Annotated in this window: 24 protein-coding genes; 6 read left to right on the top strand and 18 right to left on the bottom strand. The window is 60.7% G+C overall.

Annotation, left to right across the window (positions count from 1 at the left end):
• Positions 1-155: 155 nt before the first annotated feature.
• Both ACA064_RS17590 and ACA064_RS17585 read right to left on the bottom strand, forming a co-directional pair.
• A complete protein-coding gene (locus ACA064_RS17590) occupies positions 156-2237 on the bottom strand; it encodes a TonB-dependent receptor (protein WP_497669266.1) in 2082 nt (693 codons plus the stop codon).
• Positions 2238-2535: 298 nt separating this feature from the next.
• Complete coding sequence (locus ACA064_RS17585; RefSeq protein ID WP_497669265.1) at positions 2536-2925, bottom strand: DUF2946 domain-containing protein; 390 nt, start codon at positions 2923-2925, stop codon at positions 2536-2538.
• Between the two features lie 433 nt (positions 2926-3358).
• On the opposite strand from ACA064_RS17585, the gene ACA064_RS17580 reads away from it, so the two are divergent.
• The 3 genes from ACA064_RS17580 to ACA064_RS17570 all read left to right on the top strand — a co-directional run bounded on the left by ACA064_RS17580 (position 3359) and on the right by ACA064_RS17570 (position 5004).
• Positions 3359-3973 carry a YitT family protein gene (locus tag ACA064_RS17580; RefSeq protein ID WP_497669264.1) on the top strand — a complete coding sequence of 205 codons (615 nt, stop codon included), beginning with the start codon at positions 3359-3361 and terminating at the stop codon, positions 3971-3973.
• Between the two features lie 166 nt (positions 3974-4139).
• On the top strand, positions 4140-4313 hold the full coding sequence (locus ACA064_RS17575) for a hypothetical protein (RefSeq protein WP_497669263.1): 174 nt from the start codon (positions 4140-4142) through the stop codon (positions 4311-4313).
• Positions 4314-4740: 427 nt separating this feature from the next.
• Positions 4741-5004: a hypothetical protein gene (locus ACA064_RS17570; RefSeq protein WP_497669262.1), complete on the top strand. Its 264-nt coding sequence runs from the start codon at positions 4741-4743 to the stop codon at positions 5002-5004.
• Between the two features lie 93 nt (positions 5005-5097).
• Here the strand turns inward: ACA064_RS17570 and ACA064_RS17565 are convergent, their stop codons facing one another.
• The 16 genes from ACA064_RS17565 to paaF form a co-directional block, all read right to left on the bottom strand.
• Entirely contained in the window at positions 5098-5346 is a 249-nt protein-coding gene (locus ACA064_RS17565) for a hypothetical protein (protein ID WP_497669261.1), read from the bottom strand.
• A 199-nt stretch (positions 5347-5545) separates the two neighbouring features.
• A complete protein-coding gene (paaZ, locus tag ACA064_RS17560; RefSeq protein ID WP_497669260.1) occupies positions 5546-7597 on the bottom strand; it encodes a phenylacetic acid degradation bifunctional protein PaaZ in 2052 nt (683 codons plus the stop codon).
• A gap of 58 nt (positions 7598-7655) precedes the next feature.
• Positions 7656-8909, bottom strand: coding sequence for an OprD family porin (locus ACA064_RS17555; RefSeq protein WP_497669259.1), 1254 nt, complete (start codon positions 8907-8909; stop codon positions 7656-7658).
• A gap of 34 nt (positions 8910-8943) precedes the next feature.
• Entirely contained in the window at positions 8944-10590 is a 1647-nt protein-coding gene (locus ACA064_RS17550; RefSeq protein ID WP_497669258.1) for a cation acetate symporter, read from the bottom strand.
• Entirely contained in the window at positions 10587-10895 is a 309-nt protein-coding gene (locus ACA064_RS17545) for a DUF485 domain-containing protein (protein ID WP_497669257.1), read from the bottom strand. Before ACA064_RS17545 ends, ACA064_RS17550 begins: the two co-directional genes overlap by 4 nt.
• Before the next feature lie 172 nt (positions 10896-11067).
• Positions 11068-12144 carry a 1,2-phenylacetyl-CoA epoxidase subunit PaaE gene (paaE, locus tag ACA064_RS17540; protein WP_497669256.1) on the bottom strand — a complete coding sequence of 359 codons (1077 nt, stop codon included), beginning with the start codon at positions 12142-12144 and terminating at the stop codon, positions 11068-11070.
• Positions 12145-12177: 33 nt separating this feature from the next.
• The gene (gene paaD, locus ACA064_RS17535; RefSeq protein WP_497669255.1) at positions 12178-12711 is read right to left on the bottom strand and encodes a 1,2-phenylacetyl-CoA epoxidase subunit PaaD; all 534 of its coding nucleotides are present in this window, start codon (positions 12709-12711) and stop codon (positions 12178-12180) included.
• A complete protein-coding gene (gene paaC / locus ACA064_RS17530) occupies positions 12698-13462 on the bottom strand; it encodes a 1,2-phenylacetyl-CoA epoxidase subunit PaaC (RefSeq protein ID WP_497669254.1) in 765 nt (254 codons plus the stop codon). The genes paaD and paaC overlap by 14 nt, the downstream gene beginning before the upstream one ends.
• Positions 13463-13470: 8 nt before the next feature.
• Positions 13471-13752: a 1,2-phenylacetyl-CoA epoxidase subunit PaaB gene (gene paaB, locus ACA064_RS17525; RefSeq protein ID WP_497669253.1), complete on the bottom strand. Its 282-nt coding sequence runs from the start codon at positions 13750-13752 to the stop codon at positions 13471-13473.
• Positions 13753-13903: 151 nt separating this feature from the next.
• Positions 13904-14893, bottom strand: coding sequence for a 1,2-phenylacetyl-CoA epoxidase subunit PaaA (gene paaA, locus ACA064_RS17520; protein WP_497669252.1), 990 nt, complete (start codon positions 14891-14893; stop codon positions 13904-13906).
• 397 nt (positions 14894-15290) lie between these two features.
• Positions 15291-16610 (bottom strand): phenylacetate--CoA ligase PaaK, encoded by a 1320-nt coding sequence (paaK, locus tag ACA064_RS17515; RefSeq protein ID WP_497669251.1) that lies wholly within the window; start codon positions 16608-16610, stop codon positions 15291-15293.
• A gap of 99 nt (positions 16611-16709) precedes the next feature.
• A complete protein-coding gene (pcaF, locus tag ACA064_RS17510; RefSeq protein WP_497669250.1) occupies positions 16710-17921 on the bottom strand; it encodes a 3-oxoadipyl-CoA thiolase in 1212 nt (403 codons plus the stop codon).
• Positions 17914-18363, bottom strand: coding sequence for a hydroxyphenylacetyl-CoA thioesterase PaaI (gene paaI, locus ACA064_RS17505; RefSeq protein WP_497669249.1), 450 nt, complete (start codon positions 18361-18363; stop codon positions 17914-17916). The genes pcaF and paaI overlap by 8 nt, the downstream gene beginning before the upstream one ends.
• Positions 18356-19873 (bottom strand): 3-hydroxyacyl-CoA dehydrogenase PaaH, encoded by a 1518-nt coding sequence (gene paaH, locus ACA064_RS17500; protein WP_497669248.1) that lies wholly within the window; start codon positions 19871-19873, stop codon positions 18356-18358. The genes paaI and paaH overlap by 8 nt, the downstream gene beginning before the upstream one ends.
• A gap of 3 nt (positions 19874-19876) precedes the next feature.
• Entirely contained in the window at positions 19877-20668 is a 792-nt protein-coding gene (gene paaG / locus ACA064_RS17495; RefSeq protein ID WP_497669247.1) for a 2-(1,2-epoxy-1,2-dihydrophenyl)acetyl-CoA isomerase PaaG, read from the bottom strand.
• 54 nt (positions 20669-20722) lie between these two features.
• Positions 20723-21496 (bottom strand): 2,3-dehydroadipyl-CoA hydratase PaaF, encoded by a 774-nt coding sequence (paaF, locus tag ACA064_RS17490; protein ID WP_497669246.1) that lies wholly within the window; start codon positions 21494-21496, stop codon positions 20723-20725.
• 370 nt (positions 21497-21866) lie between these two features.
• Here paaF and paaY point away from each other — a divergent pair, with 370 nt between their 5' ends.
• The 3 genes from paaY to feaR all read left to right on the top strand — a co-directional run bounded on the left by paaY (position 21867) and on the right by feaR (position 24460).
• Positions 21867-22463, top strand: coding sequence for a phenylacetic acid degradation protein PaaY (gene paaY / locus ACA064_RS17485; RefSeq protein WP_497669245.1), 597 nt, complete (start codon positions 21867-21869; stop codon positions 22461-22463).
• Positions 22464-22518: 55 nt separating this feature from the next.
• Entirely contained in the window at positions 22519-23442 is a 924-nt protein-coding gene (gene paaX, locus ACA064_RS17480) for a phenylacetic acid degradation operon negative regulatory protein PaaX (RefSeq protein WP_497669244.1), read from the top strand.
• 103 nt (positions 23443-23545) lie between these two features.
• Positions 23546-24460, top strand: a complete 915-nt coding sequence (gene feaR / locus ACA064_RS17475; protein WP_497669243.1) for a transcriptional regulator FeaR — start codon at positions 23546-23548, stop codon at positions 24458-24460.
• Positions 24461-24491 lie beyond the last annotated feature (31 nt).

Genomic DNA, 24491 nt, shown 5'->3' with positions numbered 1-24491 from the left:
TATATATCCCCAGCATCGCGGATGTCCTCGATCGGCGTAGGAGCTGCCGATAGGCTGCGATCTTTCGGGGGCGCCGCAAATGCAAGATCAAAAGATCGCAGCCTGCGGCAGCTCCTACAAGAGCCCATAAGGCCAGTCCCCGCAGCCAATCCTTATCAGAAATCCAGGGTCACGCCGGTATAGAGCGCACGCCCATCGCCCGGGGAATGCAGGGAAGCACCGGCACCATCGGGGTCGTACCAGACGTATTCATGGTAGCGGTTGGTGAGGTTTTTCAGCTGTAGATCGACACTCACCGATTCGGTCACCTGGTAGGTGGCACCGAGGTTCATCAGCACGTAACCGCCGTAGCTGCCTTTGCTGTTTTCCCGCTCCAGGTAGTAGTCGGTCTGGCCGTTCATCCACGCCGTCAATTGCAGGGCAGGGGTGGACTGGTAGCTGACCCCGGCGTTGTACAGGTGATTGGGGATGTGGTCGATTTCCTGGCCTTTGCTGTTGGGCAGGCTTGAGCTGGGTTGGAGGATCTTCGAGTACTGCCAGGAGTAAGCCAGCCAGATCTCGGTGCGCTCGTTGGGGTGCAGGTTCATCTGCAGGTCATAACCCCAACGTCGGGTTTCGCCGACGTTATCCGACTCGCCGCCGGGATCGTTGAGTCGGCGGCTGACTTCTCCAGTGGCTTCCTGCTGCCAGTAGGCGACCCGGCCATCGACCCAGTCGGCGGGGGTGAACTTGACTCCGGTTTCCCAGCCTTCGTTGATCGACGGCGCCAGGTCGGTGTTCCGTGGCGGGATTTTGTAGGCTGCCGCACCGCTGCCGACCTGGAAGGTGCGCCCCCAGTTGGCATAGAGGCTGGCCACCTCCCAAGGCGAATAGACCACGCTGAGCTTGGGTTGCTTGATCAGCCCGTAGTTGTTGATGTCGTAGTCCATGCCGGTCATTTCATTGGTGAAATCACCCTGGATCTTGTCGACCCGATAGGCCGGGACGATCTTCAACGACTCGAAGGGTTTGATCTCGGCCTGTATATAAGCGCCGTAGGTGTCGAAGTCGAATTGCTGATCGCGGGTTTGCGCCTGGCGAATGCGATTTATTGTTTTGTAGCGCTCGCTTTTGTTCTGCTGCCTTTGCACGTCCGCGCCGCCCTCCAGCGCGAAGTCGTACAGCCCGCTGACCACCGGGCGCCAGGTCAGCGAGGTGAGGGCGCCGTACTGGGTTTCGTAGGCATCGCGTTCCTGTTGGGAGCTGGTGCGCCAGTACTGGGTCCAGCGCCGGTCATCGAAGGTGTTGACGTAGCTCTTCGCCGACCAGGCCAGGGTCTCGGTCAGGTCGGTGTCGAAATGCAGGCTGAGCTGATTCATGCGCCGCGTGCCTTGGTCGGTGGCGTTGTATGAATTGCTCATGGTCGGGTGATGGTGTGCGTCGTCTCGGGTGAGGTACCCGGGCTCCCGGGCCTCGGCTTCGTAATGGCGGGCGATCAGACCGATGCGGTAGCTGTCGTCGTCGGGGGTGTAGAACCACTTGCCGGACATCGAGTAGCGGTCGGCTTCGGCGTGGTCGCGATAGCCAGCGGATTTCTGATAGGCAAGGAAGTAGTTCTGGGTCCAGTTGCTGCTTTCAATGCCTTTGGCAAATTGGGTTTCCCGGGTATTGAAGCTGCCGTAACGGATACGCGCCTTGCTGTAGTCGCCGCCGGTACGGGTCAGCATGTTGACGTTGCCGGCGATGTTGTGCAGCCCGTAACGTGGATCGCTGGTGCCGCGCACCACCTCGATGCTGTCGAGTTCGAGGGGGAAGATCATGTCCATGAACGGCATGTTGCCGTCGTTGCTGTTGCTCGGAATGCCGTCGATCAGCAACTTGACGGCGTTCACCTCACCCTCGCCATTGAAACCGCGAAAGGAGATCTTGCCGGAGGTAGTGCCCTGGTTGAACTCGGTGAGCATCACCCCGGGCGCGCGACTGAACAGTTCCCAGCTGTAGTTGACCGGCATTTTCTCGAGGATGTCGCCACCCAGGATATCCACCGAGCTGAGCACGCTACTGGTGCTCAGGGGGCCGCTGGTATTGCCCTGCACATTCACGGTGCCGAGGGTCAGGACCGAGTCTTCGATCTTGCCGGCTTCGGCCAGCGCCGCTGACAGCGGGGTCAGCGCGAACAGGCCGCAGGTCAGAAGGGAGCAGATGGAACGGGATACAGACAAAGGCGTTGCGCGGGGCAAAGCAGATGGAGCAGGCATGACGCACACTTCCTGAAGACCAAGAGATTTCAACGGCGATTGGACGGCCACGATGGGGGCCGGGGGCGAACATCACACCTGTGGCGAGGGCGCTTGCTCCCGCTGGGGCGCGCAGCGGCCCTAAAATCTGCAATCCGGTTGTGTCAGGCACACCGCATTGTCTGGTTTTACGACTGCTGCGCAGCCGAGCGGGAGCAAGCTCCCTCGCCACAGGTGATCGTCCGACCATAGATTTCTGTGACCGGCATTGGCCCAAAGCCAGGCAATCGAGCCTCGGCGGACAGGGCCAGGGTTTTGGTCAGGCCAAGGGGGAAGCGCGCGGGGTCAGGTTGGGCCAGCGAACCCTGTGGGGCAGTGTTGGCAGCTCAGGATTGTTGAGGGCGATATCGGGGGTGTGTTGCGGTAGAAAATGCCGATAGTAATTCGACGGCAACGCCGCCAGGCCGCTATGGCCGCAGCAGCAATCACTGTGTTGCATGGTGGTTTTCGAGGGGGCCGGCGCCAAGGTGTCGAGCAGTTTGCCAAGGGCCGCAGGCATTACTTGTGAATTATTCGCCGAACAGAACCCACCCCAGAGCAACAGCTGCGCATCCGGCGTCTGCATGGCGCGGCTCAGCGGCATGGCCAGCATGTTGAGCAACACGGCCAGGCAGGCGATCCAGGGGCTGATGGGTTTCAACGAGGCCATGGGCGGGCTCAGGGCAAGAAGGCGTCCATTTAGCAGCAGTCAGCGACGGATGTAAAAGTTTCCGGGTGCGCTATATAGCCGCATAGAGTGGTGCGCTGGCCATGCGACAATGCCTGTAGGAGCGAGCTTGCTCGCGATGGACTCAAAGAAGACGCGTTTATTCAGATAACACGCGTTATCGTTAACGTCCATCGCGAGCAAGCTCGCTCCTACATAGGCATTTTCCATGGTATTTATGACCACGGCAGGGTTTCATTTACCGCAGGTGGCGGGGTTTAAATGACCCGACTAATTTCAGCTCTTTGAAAATAGCCAATTAGCGGTTGGCATGATTAATGGATTGCATAAGATCCAAGTTCCATCAGCAATTATCAATTGTCTTGCGCTGATGGCCCAATCCAGCCTCGAAATTTCTGGCGGTTGAGCATTCTGTATGGTTGAAGTCACTCCAGTTGCCCGCGTGCAACACACCCTGCTGGAAGATGTTCTGGCGGTGCTCGTCGGCACGCTGATGGTCTCGTTCGGCATCATGCTGCTACGCCAGGCCGGTGCGCTCACCGGTGGTACTGCAGGGGTGGCTTTCCTGATCCATTACGCCTCGCATGTTTCATTCGGTACGGCGTTTTTCCTGATCAATCTGCCGTTCTATTACCTCGCGATCCGGCGCATGGGCTGGGCGTTCACCCTCAAGACCTTTTGTGCCGTCGCACTGGTTTCGCTGTTCACTGACCTGCATTTGCGATTTATCCATATCGATCACCTCCAGCCAATCTATGCCGTGTTGTTCGGCAACCTGATCATGGGGCTGGGCTTCATTGTGCTGTTCAGGCACAAGGCGAGCCTGGGAGGGGTCAACATCCTCGCGCTCTATCTGCAGGACCGATTGGGCATACGTGCCGGCAAACTGCAAATGGCCGTCGACGTTGTGGTCATGCTGGCTTCGCTGTACGTGGTGAGTGTGCCAGCGCTCATCGTCTCGATAGCGGGTGCGGTGGTGTTGAATCTGATCATTGCAATGAATCATCGGCCTCACCGTTACACTGCCTAGTCGAAATGGTACTTATAACCTTTGTGTCAGGGTTTAATTAACCATTTATTCAGGGTTTAAATAACCCTGATAATTCCAATACGTTGATAAATAGCCAGTTAATCATTGGCATGATTAATGGATTACATAAGATTGATTACCATCAGCAACTGACGGGACAACTCTTATGTTTGATGTCAACGGCAGCAACCTTGAGCAATGTACCGAACGTTTTGCGGCACATCTTGCCAATCCCGATCGCCCGGTTGCCGCGGGCGAGGCACCCTCAGGGTTGAGCAGTCGTTGGTCAATGGCCGGCCTGCTGTGGGCGGGCCTGGTGGCTTGCTTGCTGGTTCAGTAGCTAGCGAGTCGCCGCAGTACACACCGAACTTGTGGCGAGGGAGCAAGCCCGCTCCCACACCAGGCCGCAGTCGTACACAGATTTCGTGTTTATTGAAGATCAACAAGGAGCTGCCGCAGGCTGCGATCTTTTGATCTTGGCGATGGTGGTGCCTGCAGAAAAGATCGCAGGCTTCGCCAGCTCCTACGCCGACCGTCACACCTCCAAATGAATGCATTATCCGCAGTTTTTCCGAGGGCTATATCCGTTTCGATCCACATATGCGCTGCTTACTAGCGGGTCATTCAATTTCGAACAAATTGATCTAGGTTTCAGATTCCTGCGGTGGGTACTCGCAGCTTCGTTGTGGGTCCAATGATCAGGAGCGGTGAAATCTGCTGCTCGACCACTTTCGACGAGTTCGGACGTCCAGCAAAGGAGGTGGGATATGAGTTGTCCGGTGTGCGGAAACAATGGCGCTCGGGAGGATCTTTCGTTCGGCGGTGGAATGCGCTTCTATTGCGAGCCCTGCGGTGGCTTCTTTCGAATTTCATCAACCCTGATCAATCTGGCTGAAGGAAAGACCTTTGACTCGGAGCGTGCCCGCCAGCGCCTGAAAGACCAGCATGAAGCCCACGACCCCAACAGCCTGCAGGATCCGGAGCCGACTTTAGGGCCGGAGGACGCCGATCTGCTGGTTGATCCGGACTGAACTGCCACGATTAGTCTGGGTGAGCATGCCCGGCATGGAGCCGGGCTTCCTCACAGCAATCAAGCCCGGCCACCAAACAGGGTTTTCAGCCTTTCAGGATTCGCATTCTTTTGCAGCGTCTACTCCTGAAGCAGTCAATTTAATCGGATAGGTTACCGACGGTTCATGACCTTCGATGGACACGCTTCCACCCTGGATCAAGCCCTTGTCCTGCAACAGCTTGAGTGCTCCGGCAACCACCTTTTCTCCGCGAAAATTATCAAGGACTTCCTTGCCAAGGCCTTGAGGGTGCGCGTGCAATAAGCGCGTGAGGATTTCTTTCTCAAGTTCTTTATTGCTCATGACTTGCCTCGCTTCAATGTGATTGATTTCTCGGTTGCGCTTCAGTTCTATGTTTGACAGGGAGCTGAGAACGGCATTCAAAAAAAATCGGAAGAGTGTGTGGCCGGCATTCGAGGTTCTGATGCCGCCAGGATCGCCCGAACGCGGGCCGAACCTGCGCCGACCGCAAAGATCAAAAGATCGCAGGCTTCGCCAGCTCCTACTCGCGTTTCACCACCAGGGTCAGGATGTCATAACTGGCCACCAGTTCACCCAGCTGATTGGTGACTTCCACGTCCCAGGCCACCACACCTTGCGGGATGCCTTGTGGGCTCTTCTTGCCCTGGTCGATCTTGCGTTTGCAGGTCAGGCGGGCCTGGATGGTGTCGCCGATGCCCACCGGGTTGATGAAGCGCAGGGTGTCGAGGCCATAGTTGGCCAGCACCGGGCCAGGCGCCGGGGAAACGAACAGGCCGGCCGCCGCCGACAGCACGAAGTAACCGTGGGCGATGCGTTTGCCGAATTGCGATTCCTTGGCGGCGATGTCGTCGAAGTGCATGTAGAAGTGATCGCCGGACAGGCAGCCGAAGTTCACCAGATCGGCCTCGGTCACGGTGCGCCGATGAGTCAGCAGCGATTCGCCGATCTGCAGGTCCTGGAAGAACCGGCGGAACGGGTGGACTTCGGTTTCAATGACCTTGGCGCCGCGCACGTGTTCACCGGTCACCGCCGCAAGCATGGTCGGTGAGCCTTGTACCGCTGCGCGTTGCAGGTAGTGCTTCACCGCGCGCAGGCCGCCGAGTTCTTCACCGCCACCGGCGCGCCCCGGGCCGCCGTGTTTCAGTTGCGGCAGTGGCGAGCCGTGGCCGGTGGATTCGGCGGCGGACTCGCGGTCGAGCACCAGCAAGCGCCCGTGCCAGGCGGCAGCCACCGGAATGGCCTTGGCGGCGATCTGCGGATCCTTGGTGATCAAGCTCGCCACCAGGCTGCCTTTGCCGCGAGCGGCCAGGACCAGGGCTTCATCAAGGTCGTCGTAGGCCATCAGGGTGCTGACCGGCCCGAAGGCTTCGATATCGTGGGCGCCACCTTCGGCGTGGGGATCGCGGGCCCGCAGCAGGGTCGGCGCAAAGAACGCGCCCTGGCTGACGTTTTCACCGCGAGGTTCGAAACCGTCGCGGGCGCCGAACAACAGGTCGCTGCTCTGCAACAGGCTTTCCAGGCGTTCAGCGACGTCTGTTTGCTGATCGTGGGAGGCCAGCGGGCCCATGCGCACGCCTTCCACCGACGGGTCGCCGACCACGACTTTCGCCAGGCGATTGCGCAGGCGGGTGGCTACGGCATCAATGTGTTTGGCCGGAACGATGGCGCGGCGGATGGCGGTGCATTTCTGCCCGGCCTTGGTGGTCATCTCGCGGGCGACTTCCTTGATGAACAGCTCGAACTCTTCGTCGTCCGGGCTGACGTCCGGGGCGAGGATCGCGCAGTTCAGTGAGTCGGCTTCGGCGTTGAACGGTACCGAGTTGCGGATCAGGTTCGGGTTGACCCGCAGTTTGGCCGCAGTGTCGGCGGAGCCAGTAAAGGTCACCACGTCCTGGCCTTGCAGGCGATCGAGCAGATCGCCGGTGCCGCCGATGATCAGTTGCAGGCTACCGGCCGGGAGCAGGCCGGACTGGTCCATCAGGCGCACCACGGCTTCGGTCAGGTAGCTGGTGGCGCTGGCCGGTTTGACGATGCACGGCATGCCGGCGAGGAAGCTCGGGGCGAATTTTTCCAGCATGCCCCAGATCGGGAAGTTGAAGGCGTTGATGTGCACCGCCAGGCCGCCACGGGGCACCAGGATGTGCGTGCCGGCAAAACTGCCGAGCTTGCTCAGGGACATCGCTGGACCTTCATGGACGATGTTGCCCGATGGCAGTTCCCGGGAGCCGAGGCTGGCGTAGGTGAACAGCGTGCTGTTGCCGCCTTCGATATCGATCCAGCTGTCGGCACGGGTGGCGCCGCTGTGGTGCGAGATCGCGTAGAGCTGCTCCTTGCGCTCGCTCAGGTACAGGGCCAAGGCCTTGAGACGCTGGGCTCGTTGCTGGAAGTCCAGCGCCATCAGCCCACTGACACCCTGGCGACGGCCGTGCTCGATGGCTTCGGCGAAATCCGGGCGCTCTTCGTGGGTGCGGAAAATCTCGTGGCCGTCAATGGCGCTGCGCAGCACTTGGGCGCCGTGTTGACCGATCCAGCGACCGGCGATGAAACTTTGCAGGGTAGGGGCGTGATACATCACGGTTCCTCCGGTTTATGAAGTGTGCCGGCGCGGTGGTATCCGCGCCGATCAGGGATTACCAAAGCGCCAGGGTGTAACCGAGGATCAGTCGGTTTTCATCGACGGCGGTCGTCAAGCCATTGCCGGAGCGGAACGTCACGTTGCGCCAGCGAAGGCTGACGTCCTTGAAGGCGCCGCTCTGGATCACGTAGGTGATATCGGTGTCGCGTTCCCACTCGGTGCCGTTGTCGACGTTGGCAGCCTTGACGTGGCGTCCGTCGGTGTAGCGGGTCATGAAGGTCAGGCCGGGCACGCCCACGGCGACGAAGTCGTAGTCGTAACGCAGTTGCCAGGAGTCTTCGTCGGCGCGGGTGTAGGTGTTGAAGGTGACCAGGTTGACCACGTACGGGTCGCCGCCGTTGAGGAACGGAAACGCGCTGTCGCCGGACAGTTGCTGGTAGCTGGCGCTGACTTTGTGGGCGCCGTGGGCCAGGGTGAACATGCCGTTGAGGTTGCGGTTGTCGACCCGCCCGGCACGTTCGGCGCCGTCGCCGCGGCTGTCGAAGTAACGCAGGTCGCTGCGCAGGCTGAAACCCGCACCCAGCGGCTGGGTATGCACCAGACCGGCGAACTGCTGGCGATAGACCTGCTCGAGCTCGCCGTAGTAGTAGCTCAGGCTCAGCTGTGGGCTGAAGGCGTAACTGCCGCCAGCGAAGTCAAAGCCATCACTGCTGGCGGCGCCGTAGCCGATATCGTCACGGCTGGAGGAATCCCGCAGATTGGCCTTGGTCAGGCGCCCGGCGTTCAGCGTCAGGCCGCTGATTTCCTGGCTGCTCAGCAAGCCACCCTGGAAGGTCGAGCCGAGCAGGCGGGTGTCGTTGTAGACCACCACCGGCAGCAGCGGTTGCAGGGTGCCGAGCTTCAGAACGCTTTTCGAGACCCGCAGCTTGCCGGTCAATCCCAGCTCGCTGTACTCGTCAGCCGGCTCATGGCTTTGCGGGCCATAAGGCAGCAGGCCGGTGCCGCGACGGTCGGGGCTGGAATCAAGCTTCAGACCCAGTTCGCCCAAGGCATCGAGACCCAAACCGAACATACCGTCGGTGTAGCCGGACTCGATGCGCGCGGTGAAGCCCTGGGCCCATTCTTCGGCCTTGGATTGCGCGGCGTTGTCCTGACGGAAGTCGCGGTTCATGTAGTGATTGCGCATTTCAATCCGGGCCTTGCTGTCGCTGATGAAGTCGGCCATGGCGCTGGGCGCGACCATCGGCAGACTCAATAGCGCCATTAACGACAACAGCGATTTCTGTGGTGCGATACGAGCGGGGTTCATTGTTTTTATTCCCTGACATCAGATCGAGCATTGCTTAGTGTTTGCTGGCGCCGGAGGCACCAATCCCGGTCATCGAACGGATGAACTGCGCCAGGTACCGGCCGCGCTCCATTGCCGCGCGGGGCGATGTATCGGTGACGGAAAACACCCAGGCGCTGAAGAAGGCCAGGCTCATGGAGAACAGCGCCGGGTTGGAGTAGGGGAATAGCGCCTTGTCGTGATGCAGCACGTTGACCCACACCGCCGGGCTGAGGATCAATAGGACAATCGCTGAACCCAGTCCGGCCAGGCTGCCGGTGACCGCGCCACGGGTGGTCAGGCCTTTCCAGTACATCGAGAGGAACAGCACCGGGAAATTCACCGAGGCGGCGATGGCCAGTACCAGTCCGGAGAGGAAGGCAATGTTCTGCGACTCGAACAACAGGCCGAGGATGATCGCCAATACCCCGATACACAGCGTGGCAATCCGCGATACGCGAATTTCCTGCTTCTCGGTGGCCTGACCCTTGCGCATCACACAGGCATACAGGTCGTGGGACACCGCCGAGGCACCGGACAGCGCCAACCCGGCGACCACCGCGAGAATGGTGGCGAAGGCCACGGCCGAGATGAAGCCGAGGAACAGGTTGCCGCCGACCGCCTGGGCCAGGTGCACGGCGATCATGTTGCCGCCGCCGATGATCGCGCCGTTGGCATCGCGGAACGCCGGATCGGTGCCGACCATGACAATCGCGCCGAAGCCTACGATGATCAGCAGCAAGTAGAAGTAGCCGATAAAGCCGGTGGCGTAGAACACGCTTTTGCGGGCTTCCTTGGCGTTGCTGACGGTAAAGAAGCGCATCAGGATGTGCGGCAGACCGGCAGTGCCGAACATCATGCCCAGCCCGAGAGAGATCGCATCGATCGGGTTCGACAGCAAGCCACCGGGTGCCATGATCGCGTTGCCCTTGGCATGCACGGCACTGGCGCCGGCGAACATCGCTTCAGTGCTGAAACCGAAATGCTTGAGCACCATGAAGGCCATGAAGGTGGTGCCGAACAGCAGCATAACGGCCTTGATGATCTGCACCCAGGTGGTCGCGAGCATGCCGCCGAAGGTCACGTAGAACACCATCAGCACGCCGACCAGCATTACCGCGTAGAGATAGTCGATGCCGAACAGCAACTCGATCAATTTGCCGGCACCGACCATCTGCGCCACCAGGTACATCAGTGCCACGGTCAAAGTGCCGAAAGCCGAGGTCAGGCGTACCGGGGTTTGCTCGAGGCGATAAGAGACCACATCGGCGAAGGTGTATTTACCCAGGTTGCGCAGGCGCTCGGCGATCAGGAACAGAATGATCGGCCAGCCAGCCAATACGCCCAGGGCGTAGAGCAAACCGTCGTAGCCATTCAAGAACATCATCGCCGAGATGCCCAGGAAGGACGCCGCGGAAATCATATCGCCGGCAATCGCCAGGCCGTTCTGGAAACCGGTCATGCCGCCGCCTGCGGTATAGAAATCACTGGCGGAACGGGTGCGCAACGATGCCCAGCGAGTGATCCCCAGGGTAAACAGCACGAACACCAGGAACATGCTGATCGCGGTCCAGTTCAACGGGCGGGAAGCACCCTCGGCGGCGACCGCGAAGTCGGCGACAAAGGCCAGGGGCAGCAGGAACAACGCCAGAAGCCGCTTCATTTGGCGCACTCCTGCTTGAGTTTCTCGTTGAGCGGGTCGATCACGTTATTGGCGCGATAGACATAGAAACCGGTCAGGGCGAAGGCGAGGAGAACGATCACCACACCGACCAGCATGCCCACGGTGGTTACCCCACCACTGAGGGACTGGCCCAGGGTGCTGGGAGAAAATGCCACCAGCAGTACGAAGCCGTAGTAGATCACCAGCATGGCCAGGCTCAGTGACCAGTACAGGTTCTGTTTACGGCGGACCAGCTGGATGAAGTCCGGGTGTTGGCTGATGTGCTCTATGTCTTGTGGGGTCATGGGGCGCTCGCTTTTGTTGTTTTTGTTGTGGGGTGAAACGGGTTTTTCTGTTGGGGCTGAAAAGATCGCAGCCTGCGGCAGCTCCTACAGGGAGCTACGTGCACCTGGGAATAACCGGCGAACTCTGAATGTGTAGGAGCTGCCGCAGGCTGCGATCTTGGCGATCTGAAAATCAGAGCTGATCGAAGTCCAGCACCACCTTGTCGCTCACCGGAAATGCCTGGCACGACAGCACATAGCCGGCGGCCACTTCGTAGTCTTCCAGGGCGTGGTTGCTGTCCATTTCCACTTCGCCTTCGATGACCTTGCATTTACAGGTCGAGCAGACGCCGGCCTTGCACGAGTAGGGCAGTTCAGCGCCCTGGGCGTTGCCGGCATCGAGGATGCTCAGGCTGTTGCGTGGCAAGTCGAAGGCCAGGGCGCGGCCATCGCTGATCACGGTGATCTGGCTGACCGCCGCATCCACCTGCCGGGCCGCTTCGCGAGCCTGGCGTTTTTGCGGGCTGCCGGCGACGGCGAACAGTTCGAAGTGGATGCGCTCAGCCGGCATGCCCTTGGATTTGAGGCTGTCGCACACGGTTTCGGTCATCTCCTGCGGGCCGCAGATGAATGCCGCGTCGAGGGCTTTGACGTCGAGCCAGCGGGAGAACAGTTGCTCGCATTTTTCGGCGTTGATCCGGCCGTTGTACAGGTCGACATCCTGCTGCTCGCGGCTGAACACGAAGATCAGATTCAAGCGTTGCAGGTAACGGTTTTTCAGGTCTTCCAGCTGTTCGCGAAACAGCGCACCGGAGCTGGAACGGTTGCCATACAGCAGCGTGACCCGGCTGTGGGGCTCGTTTTCCAGGGTGGTCTTGATGATCGACAGAATCGGCGTGATGCCGCTGCCGGCGGCGACCGCCAGGTAATTGCCATGGCGGGCCGGGTCGAGTTCGACATGAAAGTGCCCGGCCGGCGGCATCACTTCAAGGCTATGCCCGGCCTGCAATTGTTCATTGGCAAACGCCGAAAAACGTCCGCCGGCCACGCGCTTGATGGCGATGCGCAGTTCACCGTCGTTGACCCCGGTGCAGATCGAGTAGGAGCGGCGGACTTCTTCGCCATCCAGCTGGGTGCGCATCACCAGGTGCTGGCCCTGGGTGAAATGAAAGCTGTCTTGCAGGTGCTGCGGAATCTCGAAAGCGATGGACACCGCGTCACGGGTTTCGCTGCGCACGTCCTTGATGGTCAGGCTATGGAATTTGCTCATTATTGTTCTCCAACCAAGTCGGCAGATGGCCGCTCAGATGCACTTGAAATAGTCGAACGGTTCCAGGCAGTCGCGACAGCGGTACAGCGCCTTGCACGCGGTGGAACCAAACTCGCTGAGCACTTCGGTGTGCGCGCTGCCGCATTGCGGGCAGACGATGCGGGTGCTTTCACCGAGCAGGCTGCGTTTGCTGCTACTGCCGTTGGGCGGGGCAATGCCGTAGGCACGCAGGCGTTCACGGCCGATGTCACTGATCCAGTCGGTGGTCCAGGCCGGGGTCAATTTGCGTTCCAGTAACGGCGCCTTGAAACCGGCGAGCTCCAGTGCCTCGCGGATATCGCTTTCGATCACTTCAGTGGCCGGGCAGCCGGAGTAAGTCGGGGTGACCACCACATGCAGATGCCCGGCCTGCCAATCGAGATCGCGGACGATACCCAGATCGACCACGCTGACCACCGGCACTTCCGGGTCCATAACGTGCGCCAATGTCGCCCAGGCGGCTTCCAGGTCGGTCGACTGAGCCGCCCGTGCGCCCCGGTCGCTGGCAATCAGCTCACCAGGTCGCATCGGGGTACGCTCGTGGCAGTGATTGCATTTCGGCCAGCAGAATACCCAGGTGTTCGGTATGCAAACCGCGGCGGGCATTCAGGTAGAAGTAGCTGGGCGTAGCTGGCAAGGGCAGGGTCGCGCTGGTGAAAATTTCGCTGACCTTGGCTTGCCAGGCAGCCGCTACTTGCGCGGCGTCCGGGGTGATACCGGCCGCGCACAAAGGTTCTTCGCTGTCATCGGCGCTGGTCAGTTCGACGGTGAAACGCCAGACCTCGGGGATAGCCGCGAGCATGCGCTGATGGCTTTCCTCGGTGCCGTCACCCAGGCGCTCGACCCACTCGCTGGAGCGGCGTAGGTGATAGGTCACTTCTTTGACCGCTTTGGCGGCAATCCCTGCGATGCGCTCGTCACTGGACTGGCTCAGGCCGCTGAGCACTTGCAGGTGCCAGGCGTCGTAGAGGAATTGCTTGAGGATGGTTACCGCATAATCACCGTTCGGTTGTTCCACCAGCAGCAGATTGCGATAGGCCCGCTCGTCACGGCGGAACGCCAGGTGATCGGCGTCGCGGCCGTCCTCCAGCAGTTCGGCGGCGTAATCCAGCCAGTTGCGCGCCTGGCCCACCAGGTCGAGGCCGACGTTCATCAGCGCCAGTTCTTCTTCCAGCGCCGGGGCATGGCCGCACCATTGGCACAGGCGCTGGCCCTGGATCAGGGCGCTGTCGCCCAGGCGCAGCAGGTATTCGATCAGATCAGTCTTATTATTATTCATGGTCGACCTCACATGTGCCCGACTTCGGCCGGCAGCTCGTAGAAGCTGGCGTGGCGATAAACCTTGTCGTCCGCCGGATCGAACAGCGGGTCTTTTTCATCCGGCGAAGAGGCGGTGATCAGTGCCGAGGGCACCACCCACAGGCTCACGCCTTCGCTGCGCCGGGTGTAGAGCTCGCGAGCGTTCTCGATGGCCATCGCGGTGTCGGCGGCATGCACGCTGCCGACATGCTTGTGGTTGAGGCCGTGCTTGCTGCGTACGAAAACTTCGAAGAGGGTCCAGTCGGACATAACATTTACTCCACATCAGTTAAGTGAGTGCTGGAGGGGCTGAAGATCAAAAGATCGCAGCCTTCGGCAGCTCCTACATGGGTTCACCGGCTCCCGTAGGAGCTGGCGCAGCCTGCGATCTTTTAGCGGTCGCGTGGGTTGTCGGGCCGATTCAGGCGGCGTTCTTGTTTTGTTTTTTGCGGGCGTGGGCGACCGCGGCTTCGCGGACCCAGGCGCCGTCTTCAATGGCTTTGCGGCGGGTAGATACACGTTCCTGGTTGCACGGGCCGTTGCCCTTGAGCACTTCGTAGAATTCGTTCCACTGGATCTCGCCGAAGTCGTAGTGGCCGCGTTCGGCGTTCCATTTCAGCTCCGGATCCGGGCAGGTGCAGCCCAGCAGTTCCAACTGTGGGATGGTCTGGTCGATGAAGCGCTGGCGCAGTTCGTCGTTGCTCTGGCGCTTGATTTTCCAGGCCATGGATTGGGCGCTGTTGGGTGAGTGTTCGTCGCTGGGACCGAACATCATCAGCGACGGCCACCACAGGCGGTTGATCGCGTCCTGGACCATGTCTTTCTGTGCCTGATTGCCGTGACGCATCATGGTCAAGAGGATTTCGTAGCCCTGGCGCTGGTGGAAGCTCTCTTCCTTGCAGATCCGCACCATGGCCCGGGAGTAGGGGCCATAGGAGGTACGCTGCAGCACCACCTGATTGACGATCGCCGCGCCATCCACCAGCCAGCCCACCGCGCCCATGTCGGCCCAGTTCAAGGTCGGGTAGTTGAAGATGCTCGAGTACTTGGCTTTGCCGCTGTGCAGCTTGGCGATTTCTTCATCGCGGTCGGCACCGAGGGTTTCCATGGCGCTGTACAGATACAGGCCATGACCGGCCTCGTCCTGGATCTTCGCCATCAGTTGCAGTTTGCGTTTGAGCGTTGGCGCACGGGTCACCCAGTTGCCTTCGGGCAGCATGCCGACGATTTCCGAGTGCGCATGCTGGGAGATTTGCCGAATCAAGGTTTGCCGATAGGCATCTGGCATCCAGTTCTTGGCTTCGATCTTGATTTCTGAATCGATTTTTTCCTGGAAGGAACGCTCCTGCTCGGACATCTCGTCGAGTGTTTTTATGCGTTTAACCCCAGTTTCTACTAGCTGCGCGTACATGCAGTGTCTCCTGCCGTGAATCATTGGGTGGCCATGACTAACTTTATAAGTGATACAAAAATAAATATCAAACACAAAATAACGTGTCGTATATTTTTGTGTATCGCTTTGGGCTTTTGTTGCCTGAGTTGCAGGCGTGGCAGGGCGCTCAAGCCTTCAGATAGGGAGTGCTTTTCTGATGAAATGCCGAATGTGGCGCGCAGTCGCCCGCCAAGACGCCGGGTTGCGTCCTGGATGGGTGTTTGCGGAGGAGTGCGAGGCCAGACCGGCCTGGAGGTGCGAGGAGGGCCCTTGTAGGAGCGAGCTTGCTCGCGATGGACGTTAACGATTACGTGTGTTTTCTGAATAAACGCGTCGCCCTTGAGTCCATCGCGAGCAAGCTCGCTCCTACAACGCTTTAACTGCGCTTATCAATCACATGACACGCCTTGCCTTCCGAGCGTTTGATCGAGAAGGGTGGTTGCAGCACGATCCTGGTGCTGATGCCGATGTGGTTCTTGATGTGCCGGCTGAGTTCCGCGCACACGGCTTTTTGCTGCGCATCGTTCATGTGCTGATGCTCGCCCTTGAGCTCGACATGCACGTCGACGCTGTCCATATTGCCGTTGCGGTACAGGTGGATCTCGTAGGATTCGCAGAGCTGTTTGACCTTCAGTACCTGCTCTTCGATCTGGGTCGGGAACACATTGACCCCACGAATGATCAGCATGTCGTCGCTGCGTCCGGTGATCTTGTCGATGCGCCGCATCGGCCGGGCGGTACCCGGCAGCAGGCGCGTCAGGTCGCGGGTGCGATAGCGGATCATCGGCAAGGCTTCCTTGCTCAGCGAGGTGAACACCAGTTCGCCCATCTGACCGTCCGGCAGGACTGCTCCGGTGATCGGGTCGATGATTTCCGGGTAGAAATGGTCTTCCCAGATGGTCGGTCCGTCCTTGCTTTCAGCGCACTCCATGGCGACGCCCGGGCCCATGATTTCCGAGAGGCCGTAGATGTCCAGGGCGGTAATGCCCAGGCGCGCCTCGATGGCGCTGCGCAGTTCGGCGGTCCAGGGTTCGGCGCCGAAGATACCCAGGCGCAGGGCGAGTTTGTGCGGGTCGATGCCCTGGCGCTCGATTTCATCGGCGATGTTGAGCATGTAGGACGGCGTGACCATGATGATGTCCGGCTGGAAATCCTTGATCAGCTGCACCTGCTTTTCGGTCTGGCCGCCGGACATCGGAATCACCGTGCAACCCAGGCGTTCGGCGCCGTAGTGGGCGCCGAGACCGCCGGTGAACAGGCCGTAGCCATAGGAAATATGCACTTTGTCGCCACGCCGGCCGCCTGCCGCGCGGATCGAGCGCGCGACCACATTGGCCCAGGTGTCGATGTCATTCTGGGTATAGCCAACCACCGTCGGCTTGCCGGTGGTGCCGCTGGAGGCGTGCAGGCGCACCACGTCATGCATCGGCACGGCGAACATGCCGTAGGGGTAGTTGTCACGCAGGTCGGATTTGGTGGTGAACGGGAAATTCGCCAGATCGTCCAGGGACTTGATGTCGTCCGGGTGCACGCCCAGTGAATCGAAGCGTTGCCGATACAGCGGCACGTTCAGGTAGGCGTGGTTCAGGCTCCAGCGCAGGCGTTCGAGCTGGTGCTGACGCAGTTCGTCGATGCTGGCGGTTTCCATTGGATCCAGCTGTGGATCAAGCACGGCTTTGGCAATTGGCATGTTCATGACTTCACTCGAATTGTTTTTATGTTTCAGCGCTTTTAATGAAGCGCTTAGAGTGCATGCCCCAAGGATACCTCTCGGCTCCCCGGGAATCGCGATTCTTTAGTGGGGTAGACGCTCGATGATTAATGCGATGCCCTGGCCGACGCCGATGCACATGGTGCACAAGGCGTAGCGGCCCTTCTGTTGTTCAAGCTCATGCAGGGCGGTGGTTACCAGCCGCGCGCCACTCATGCCCAGCGGATGACCGAGGGCGATGGCGCCACCGTTGGGATTGACCCGTGGATCGGTGTCGCTCAGGCCGAGTTCGCGCAACACCGCCAGGCCCTGGGCGGCAAAGGCCTCGTTGAGTTCGATCACGTCCATGTCGGCCAGGCTCAGGTTGGCCAGTTCCAGCACCTTGCGGGTCGCCGGGAGCGGACCGATGCCCATGATCCGTGGTTCGACCCCGGCAGTGGCCATGGCCACCACCCGGCCGCGCGCGGTCAGCCCGTGGCGTTTGGCGATTTCCGCGCTGGCCAGCAGCAGCGCGCAAGCGCCGTCATTGACCCCGGACGCATTGCCGGCGGTGATGCTGCCGCCTTCACGGAACGGCGTTGAGAGCTTTTGCAGCTGCTCAAGGGTGGTGTCGCCACGGGGATGCTCGTCGTGCTCGACGACTTTGGCCGGGCCTTTGCGCTGGGGGATTTCTACCGCAACGATTTCCCGGGCAAAACGACCGCTGGCCTGGGCTGCGGCGGCGCGCTGCTGGCTGCGCAGGGCGAAGGCGTCCTGATCGGCGCGAGAGATGTTGAACTGCTCGGCGACGTTCTCCGCGGTTTCCGGCATGGAGTCGACGCCGTAGGCTTTTTTCATCAGCGGATTGACGAAGCGCCAGCCGATGGTGGTGTCATGGATTTCTGCCTGACGGGAAAACGCTTGCTCGGCCTTGCCCATCACCAGCGGTGCGCGGGACATCGATTCCACGCCGCCCACCAGCATCAGCCCGGCCTCGCCACAGCGAATTGCCCGGGCCGCGCTGCCAATCGCATCCATCCCGGAACCGCAAAGACGGTTGAGGGTGGTGCCGGGCACGCTGACCGGCAGCCCGGCCAGCAATGCCGACATTCGCGCGACGTTGCGGTTGTCTTCGCCGGCCTGGTTGGCGCAGCCGTAGATCACATCATCGACCGTGCTCCAGTCGACCTGCGGGTGACGTCGCAGCAGTTCGCGCAGCGGCACCGCGCCGAGGTCGTCGGCGCGCACGCTGCTCAGGGCTCCGGCATAGCGGCCGATCGGGGTCCGCACCGCGTCGATGATCAGGGCGTCATTCATTCGGGTTCTCCTGCGCCAGCACAGAGCCGCGCACTTTGTAGGATTTGCCATGGAACAGGGCAATCAACTGGCCCTGCTGGTTTTCAATGCGTACGTCGTAGTTGCCGGTGCGACCGGAACGGCTTTGCTCGATGCAATCGGCGCTCAAGGTGTCGCCCAGGCGAGCCGGGGCGATGTAGTCGATGCTGCAGCCGATGCCCACCGTGGCTTCGTTGTGGCTGTTGCAGGCGAAGGCAAAGGCCGAGTCGGCCAGGGCGAACAGATAGCCGCCGTGGCAAGTGCCGTGGCCCTGGATCATGTCGGCGCGCACGCTCATGCCCACTCGTGCTGCGCCTGGCGCCACCGAGAGCAGGCGCATGCCCATCGCCTGGCTGGCGGTGTCGCGTTCGAACAGCGCTTGCGCGCAGCTGCTGGCCAGATTCATTGCTTCATGGTTAGTCATGGAAAGTCCTTCCTTCAGCGACCCGACGGCGCAGCAACAGCGCCGGCCGATAACGTTCTTCGCCGTAACTGGCTTGCAGGTTTTCCAGCACTGCAAGAATGCGTGGGAGCCCGATGGCATCTGCCCAAGCCAGCGGCCCTTGGGGATAGTTGACCCCGGCGCGCATCGCCAGATCGATGTCGCCGGCCGATGCCACGCCTTGCAGCAGGGCGTCGGCCGCTTCGTTGGCGAGCATTGCAACCGTGCGCAGGACCGCGAGTGCCGGGCTGTCGCTGAGCAGGCTGACCGTGAGCCCGGCCCGTTGCAGCAGCGCAACGCCTTGTTCGAGGGCGGACCTGGAAGTGTCTGCCGAGCAGCTGATGGCGATCCGGCTGGCCTTGCCGTAGTCGAACGCCAGATCCAGCAGGATCAGGTTGCGCAGCCCATCCTCCCTGGCGCGCTGACTGGCCATGCGCCCGTCGCTCAAGGCCAGCACGGCATCGCCGACTCGCAGCAGGCCCTGGCCATCGCGCTGGACAATCTCGACGCCATGCTCGCGCAGACGCGGAATCAGCGCCTGGGCGATGCCCAGATCACCTTCCACGACGCAGGATTCGATGGCAGCGTCGCTGCTGATGTGCGCGGGCTGTGGACGCTCGACACCTTCGGCGTAGCTGTAAAAGCCATGACCGCTCTTGCGCCCCAGGCGTCCAGCATCCACCAGCTCTTTCTGGATCAGCGAAGGCTGGAAACGGGTGTCGCCGTAATAAGCATCGAATACCGAACAGGTCACCGCATAGTTGACGTCATGGCCGATCAGGTCGGTCAGCTCGAAAGCGCCCATGGCAAACCCACCGGCATCACGCATCAGCGCATCCAGGGTCGGGCAATCGGCGGCGCCTTCCTGGAGCAGGCGCAGGCTCTCGGCGTAGAACGGCCGGGCCACGCGGTTGACGATAAAGCCCGGAGTGGAGCGGGTATGCACCGGTTTCTTGCCCCAGACCCTGGCGGTGTCGTAAAGGCATTCAGCCAGAACCGGATCGCTGGCCAGGCCCGAGACGACTTCAACCAGCGCCATGATCGGCGCCGGGTTGAAAAAGTGCAGGCCGAGCAGGCGTTGCGGGCGGTCCAGCTGTGCAGCGATGCTGGTAATCGACAACGAGGAGGTGTTGCTGGCCAGAATGCAGTGCTCATTGCAGATGCTTTCCAGCTGCCGGAACAGGGCGCGTTTGACCTCCAGGTTCTCGACTATGGCTTCGATGACCAGCTCGCAATCGGCCAGGGCTTCGATGGCTTCCACGGCCTGCAGACGGGCGATGGTTGCAGTTCGTGCCGCGGCCGACAGTTTGCCTTTCTCGACCCGTTTACCCAGCTGCCGGTCGATACCATCGATGGCCTGGGCGGCGGCGCCGGGGCGATTGTCCAGCAATAGCACGGGATGGCCGGCCTGGGCGGCGACCTGGGCAATACCTGCACCCATGGCGCCGGCGCCGATCACCGCGATGGGCGCATTGGTGTTCAGTGCGCTCATGACTCAGCGCCCCTTGAAGCTTGGGCTGCGTTTTTCCATGAAGGCGCTGACGCCCTCGCGGTAATCTTCGCTGCGTCCGGCCAGACGTTGGAGATCTCTCTCCAGCTCAAGCTGCTCGTCAAAACTGTTGCTCATGCTGGCGTTCAGGCTGCGCTTGATCAGCGCCAGACCGTAAGTCGGTTGGGTGGCCAGGTGGCGGGCAAGCTTCAAGGCTTCGTCGCGCAGCTCGGCGTCTTCCACGCAGCGGTAGATAAGCCCCCATTGCTCGGCTTGCTCGGCACTCAAGCGATTGCCCAGCAAGGCCAACGCTTTGGCGCGGGCCATGCCCACCAGGCGCGGCAAGGTCCAGGTGCCGCCGGAGTCGGGGATCAGGCCGATTTTGCAGAAGGCTTGAATAAAGCTGGCGGAGCGCGCCGCCAGCACCAGATCGCAGGCCAGCGGAATATTTGCTCCAGCCCCGGCCGCCACGCCATTGACCGCGCAGATCACCGGCATCGGCAGATCGCGCAGCTGGCGGATCAGCGGGTTGTAGAACTTTTCGATCGACTCTCCCAGGTCCGGCACGGCACTGCCCGGCGCGACATTGCGGTCGCTCAGGTCCTGGCCGGCACAGAAACCGCGACCTTCTCCGGTCAGCAGCAGGACACGGACGTCGGGATTGTGTCGGACCTGCTTCAGCGCTTCTTGCACTTCGCCGTGCATCTGCCCATTGAAGCTGTTGAGTTGGTCCGGCCGGTTGAGGCTGAGCAGGGCGACGCCGGCCTCGATGGAAAACAGGATGTGTTCGAAGTTCATGGTTATGGCGCTCTCTAAGAGGTCGTTCGAATTCGGTGGCGGATGGCCGGCTTCTTATTGCCCGGTGAAGGTCGGCGGGCGTTTTTCCTGGAAGGCCCGAATGCCCTCGTCGCGGTCGCGGGTACCGGCCAGGACGGTGAAGGCATGGCGTTCGAAACGCAGGCCGCTGGCCAGGTCGGTGTCCATCGCCTTGAGGAGCGCTTCCTTGGCCAGGCGCACCGCCAGTGGGGCTTTGCCGGCAATGCCGCGGGCAATCTGCAAGGCGCGATCGACGGTGAACTCCGGTTGGGTGACTTCGCTGACCAGGCCGGCGCGTTGGGCCTGGCGGGCGTCGATCGGCTCGCCGGTCAGGACCATTTGCATGGCCATGGATTTGCCGACGGCCCGCAGCAAGCGTTGAGTGCCACCGGCACCCGGCATGATCCCGAGATTGATTTCCGGCTGGCCGAAGCGGGCGTCAAGACCGGCAATGATGATGTCGGCGTGCATCGCCAGTTCGCAGCCACCGCCGAGGGCGAAGCCGTTGACCGCAGCGATCAGTGGTTTGCTGAAGCGGGTAATGCTCTGCCAGGAGGCCTGGCGCGGATCGTCGAGAATGCCGACCAGATCCCGTTCGGCCATTTCCTTGATGTCGGCGCCGGCCGCGAAGGCTTTGCGGCTGCCGGTCAGGACCACCACGCGGGTCTCGGGATCGGCTTGTGCGGTGCTCAGTTCGGCAGCCAGCTCACCCAGTAGCTGGGTAGTCAGGGCATTCAACGCTTGTGGGCGCTGCAGGGTAATCAGGCGGACGCCCGGTTCGAGGAACTCGACAGCAAGGGTCTGAGGCATGGCGGATGCCCTCGGTGCACGCTCGGCTGTAATGCCGGCTCATTATTGGATCGGCCAGGTAGGCCGGTTTTGTCCGAGTATACCTACAACGTGATACACAAATACAATAGTTAAATTGATTTAATGTGTCTTATTGCTGGGATTTTGTTTTTTGTGCTTTTGCTTTCAAGGACCTTCAAAAGGTGCTTGTTCGCCGTATTTATTGACTTTGGTTGTGGTTTTTCAGGGGGTGGCACGCTACCTTGAAAGGTTTTTTTCAAGTGATACGGTTTTTTGTACTTTGTGCCGATAAAGCGATGTGATACAAAATGAACCTATATTCGCATCACTTTGCGAAGTGCCCTTTGCACTGCTCATATAGGAACGCTCCATGACCTGCTACAGCCTTGATGGCCTGACCCCGGTGATTGACCCCAGTGCTTATGTTCATCCGTCGGCCGTGCTGATCGGCGACGTGATTATCGGCCCGCATTGTTACGTCGGGCCGCTGGCGAGCCTGCGCGGGGACTTTGGCCGGATCGTCCTGGAGGAGGGCGCCAACCTGCAGGACACCTGCGTGATGCACGGTTTCCCTGACAGCGACACGGTGGTCGAACGCAACGGCCATATTGGCCATGGCGCGGTGCTGCACGGTTGCCGGATCGGCGCCGATGCGCTGGTGGGGATGAATGCAGTAGTGATGGACAACGCGCGAATCGCCCCGCGCTCGTTCGTTTCGGCGGCGGCTTTCGTCAAGGCCGGTTTCGAATGCCCCGAGCAGTCCCTGGTGATGGGCGCGCCGGCCAGCGTCAAACGTACCCTGAGCGATGAGGAAGTGTCGTGGAAGCAGGCGGGGACTCGCGAGTATCAGCAACTGGCCAGGCGCTGCCTGGAGCAAATGCAAGTCTGCGAACCGCTGAGCGAACCGGAGCCCGACCGGCCACGCATCAGCGACAGCGGTCTGCGACCTAAAGGCAGCGGCCTGTGAACGCTGCCCCCAGAGATTCGGTATATTCCTTTTCTTTTTTTAGCTCGGTACGCCCATGTCGTCCCTGACACCCCTGAATCATCTGATTACCCGCTTTCAGGAGCAGACGCCGATCCGCGCCAGCTCCTTGATCATCACTTTGTACGGGGATGCCATCGAGCCCCATGGCGGTACGGTTTGGTTGGGCAGTCTGATTCAACTGCTTGAGCCGATCGGCATCAACGAACGGCTGATCCGCACCTCGATCTTTCGCCTGACCAAGGAAGGCTGGCTGACCTCCGAGAAAGTCGGGCGGCGCAGCTACTACAGCCTGACCGGCGCCGGTCGGCGGCGTTTCGACAAGGCCTTCAAGCGGGTCTACAGCTCCACTGTGCCGGCCTGGGATGGTTCCTGGTGCCTGGTGATGCTGACGCAACTGACCCAGGACAAGCGCAAACAGGTGCGTGAAGAACTGGAGTGGCAAGGTTTTGGTGCGATCTCGCCGGTAGTGCTGGCCTGCCCGCGCAGCGACCGGGCCGATGTCAACGCGACCTTGCTCGACCTCGGTGCCCAGGAAGAGACTATCGTCTTCGAAACCACCGCCCAGGATGTGCTGGCCTCCAAGGCCTTGCGCCTGCAGGTGCGCGAGAGCTGGAGCATTGAGGAGCTGGCAGCCCATTACAGCGAGTTCATCCAGCTGTTCCGACCGCTCTGGCAAGCGCTTCGCGAGCAGGAGAACCTACAGCCGTCCGACTGCTTCCTGGCACGGGTCCTGCTTATTCATGAATACCGCAAATTGCTGCTGCGTGACCCGCAATTGCCGGACGAGTTGTTGCCCGGTGATTGGGAAGGGCGAGCTGCCCGGCAGTTGTGCCGCAATATTTACCGGTTGATCTACGCCAAGGCCGAGGAGTGGCTGAACAGCGCGCTGGAAACCGCCGATGGGCCGTTGCCGGACGTGGGTGAAAGTTTTTATCGGCGGTTTGGCGGGCTTAAATAGCCCACCATCACTCAGGGAGTAATGGCTGTACAGGAGATCCTGAGCGTGCCGATTTATCGTAGATTGGCGTAGACAATAAAAATAAGCCTGCGTGAGGCCTGACATGATTTCTACAATTGCACAGCGCCGTGACGGGTTCGATCAGTGGATCCATCAGATCAATCAGATCTGCGGCGCCTTTAATGCGCAAACCCTGGGCTCCGAATTTTCCGGGCAGATCCGCGAATACCACAGCGGTGCGCTGAAGCTCAGCTTTGTCGATGCCTGCCAGGCACGGCTGTACCGCACGCCGCGGGAAGTCGCCGCTGGCGAAGGCGGTAAATACTTTGCAGTGTTCCAGCTCGACGGCACCGCCAGTATGGCCCAGGGCGACAATCGTGTGTCGCTGTCAGCCGGTGACATCACGCTGATTGACGCTTCGCACCCCAGCGATTTCACCTTCAGTGAGAACTCTCGCCAGTTGTCGCTGATTCTGCCGTACACCTTGGTTGAGCAGACCCTGCGCTTCAACCAGGTCAAGTGCGGTCACCGGATTGCCGCCACATCCCCCATCGCCATGCTGTCCCACCACCTGATACTGGATGCCACCCGGCAGAAAAACCTCAGCCAGCAAGAAAGCGAAGCGACCCTCGAGGCGGTTGTCAGCCTGCTGCGCCCGGCCATCAGCCATAGCGAAGACTGCAGTGATCTGCATGAGCGGATCTTCCGCAAGACCCTTGGCTACATTGATGAGCATATTGGTTCGGAAGACCTCTGCCCTGAAGTGCTGGCGCGGGAAGTTGGCGTGTCGATGCGCGGCCTGTATCGGATGTTTGCCAGGAAGGGGCTGGTGGTGGCGCGGTACATCAAGAATCGTCGTCTGGATCTGTGCGCTGAATCCCTGCGCCAGGCGGGGACGGAGCAGAAGCTCTCGGCACTGGGTTATTCGTGGGGGTTTTCCGATTCGAGTTACTTTTCTACGGCGTTCAAAGCGCGGTTCGGGATTTCGCCTGGGGAATATCGCAAGCGACACGCTTGATTGGGGGCTGAGCGATCACCCGTGAAACTGC

Source organism: Pseudomonas sp. LBUM1658, assembly GCF_059716055.1.
This window is presented reverse-complemented; position numbering and strand designations above follow the sequence as displayed.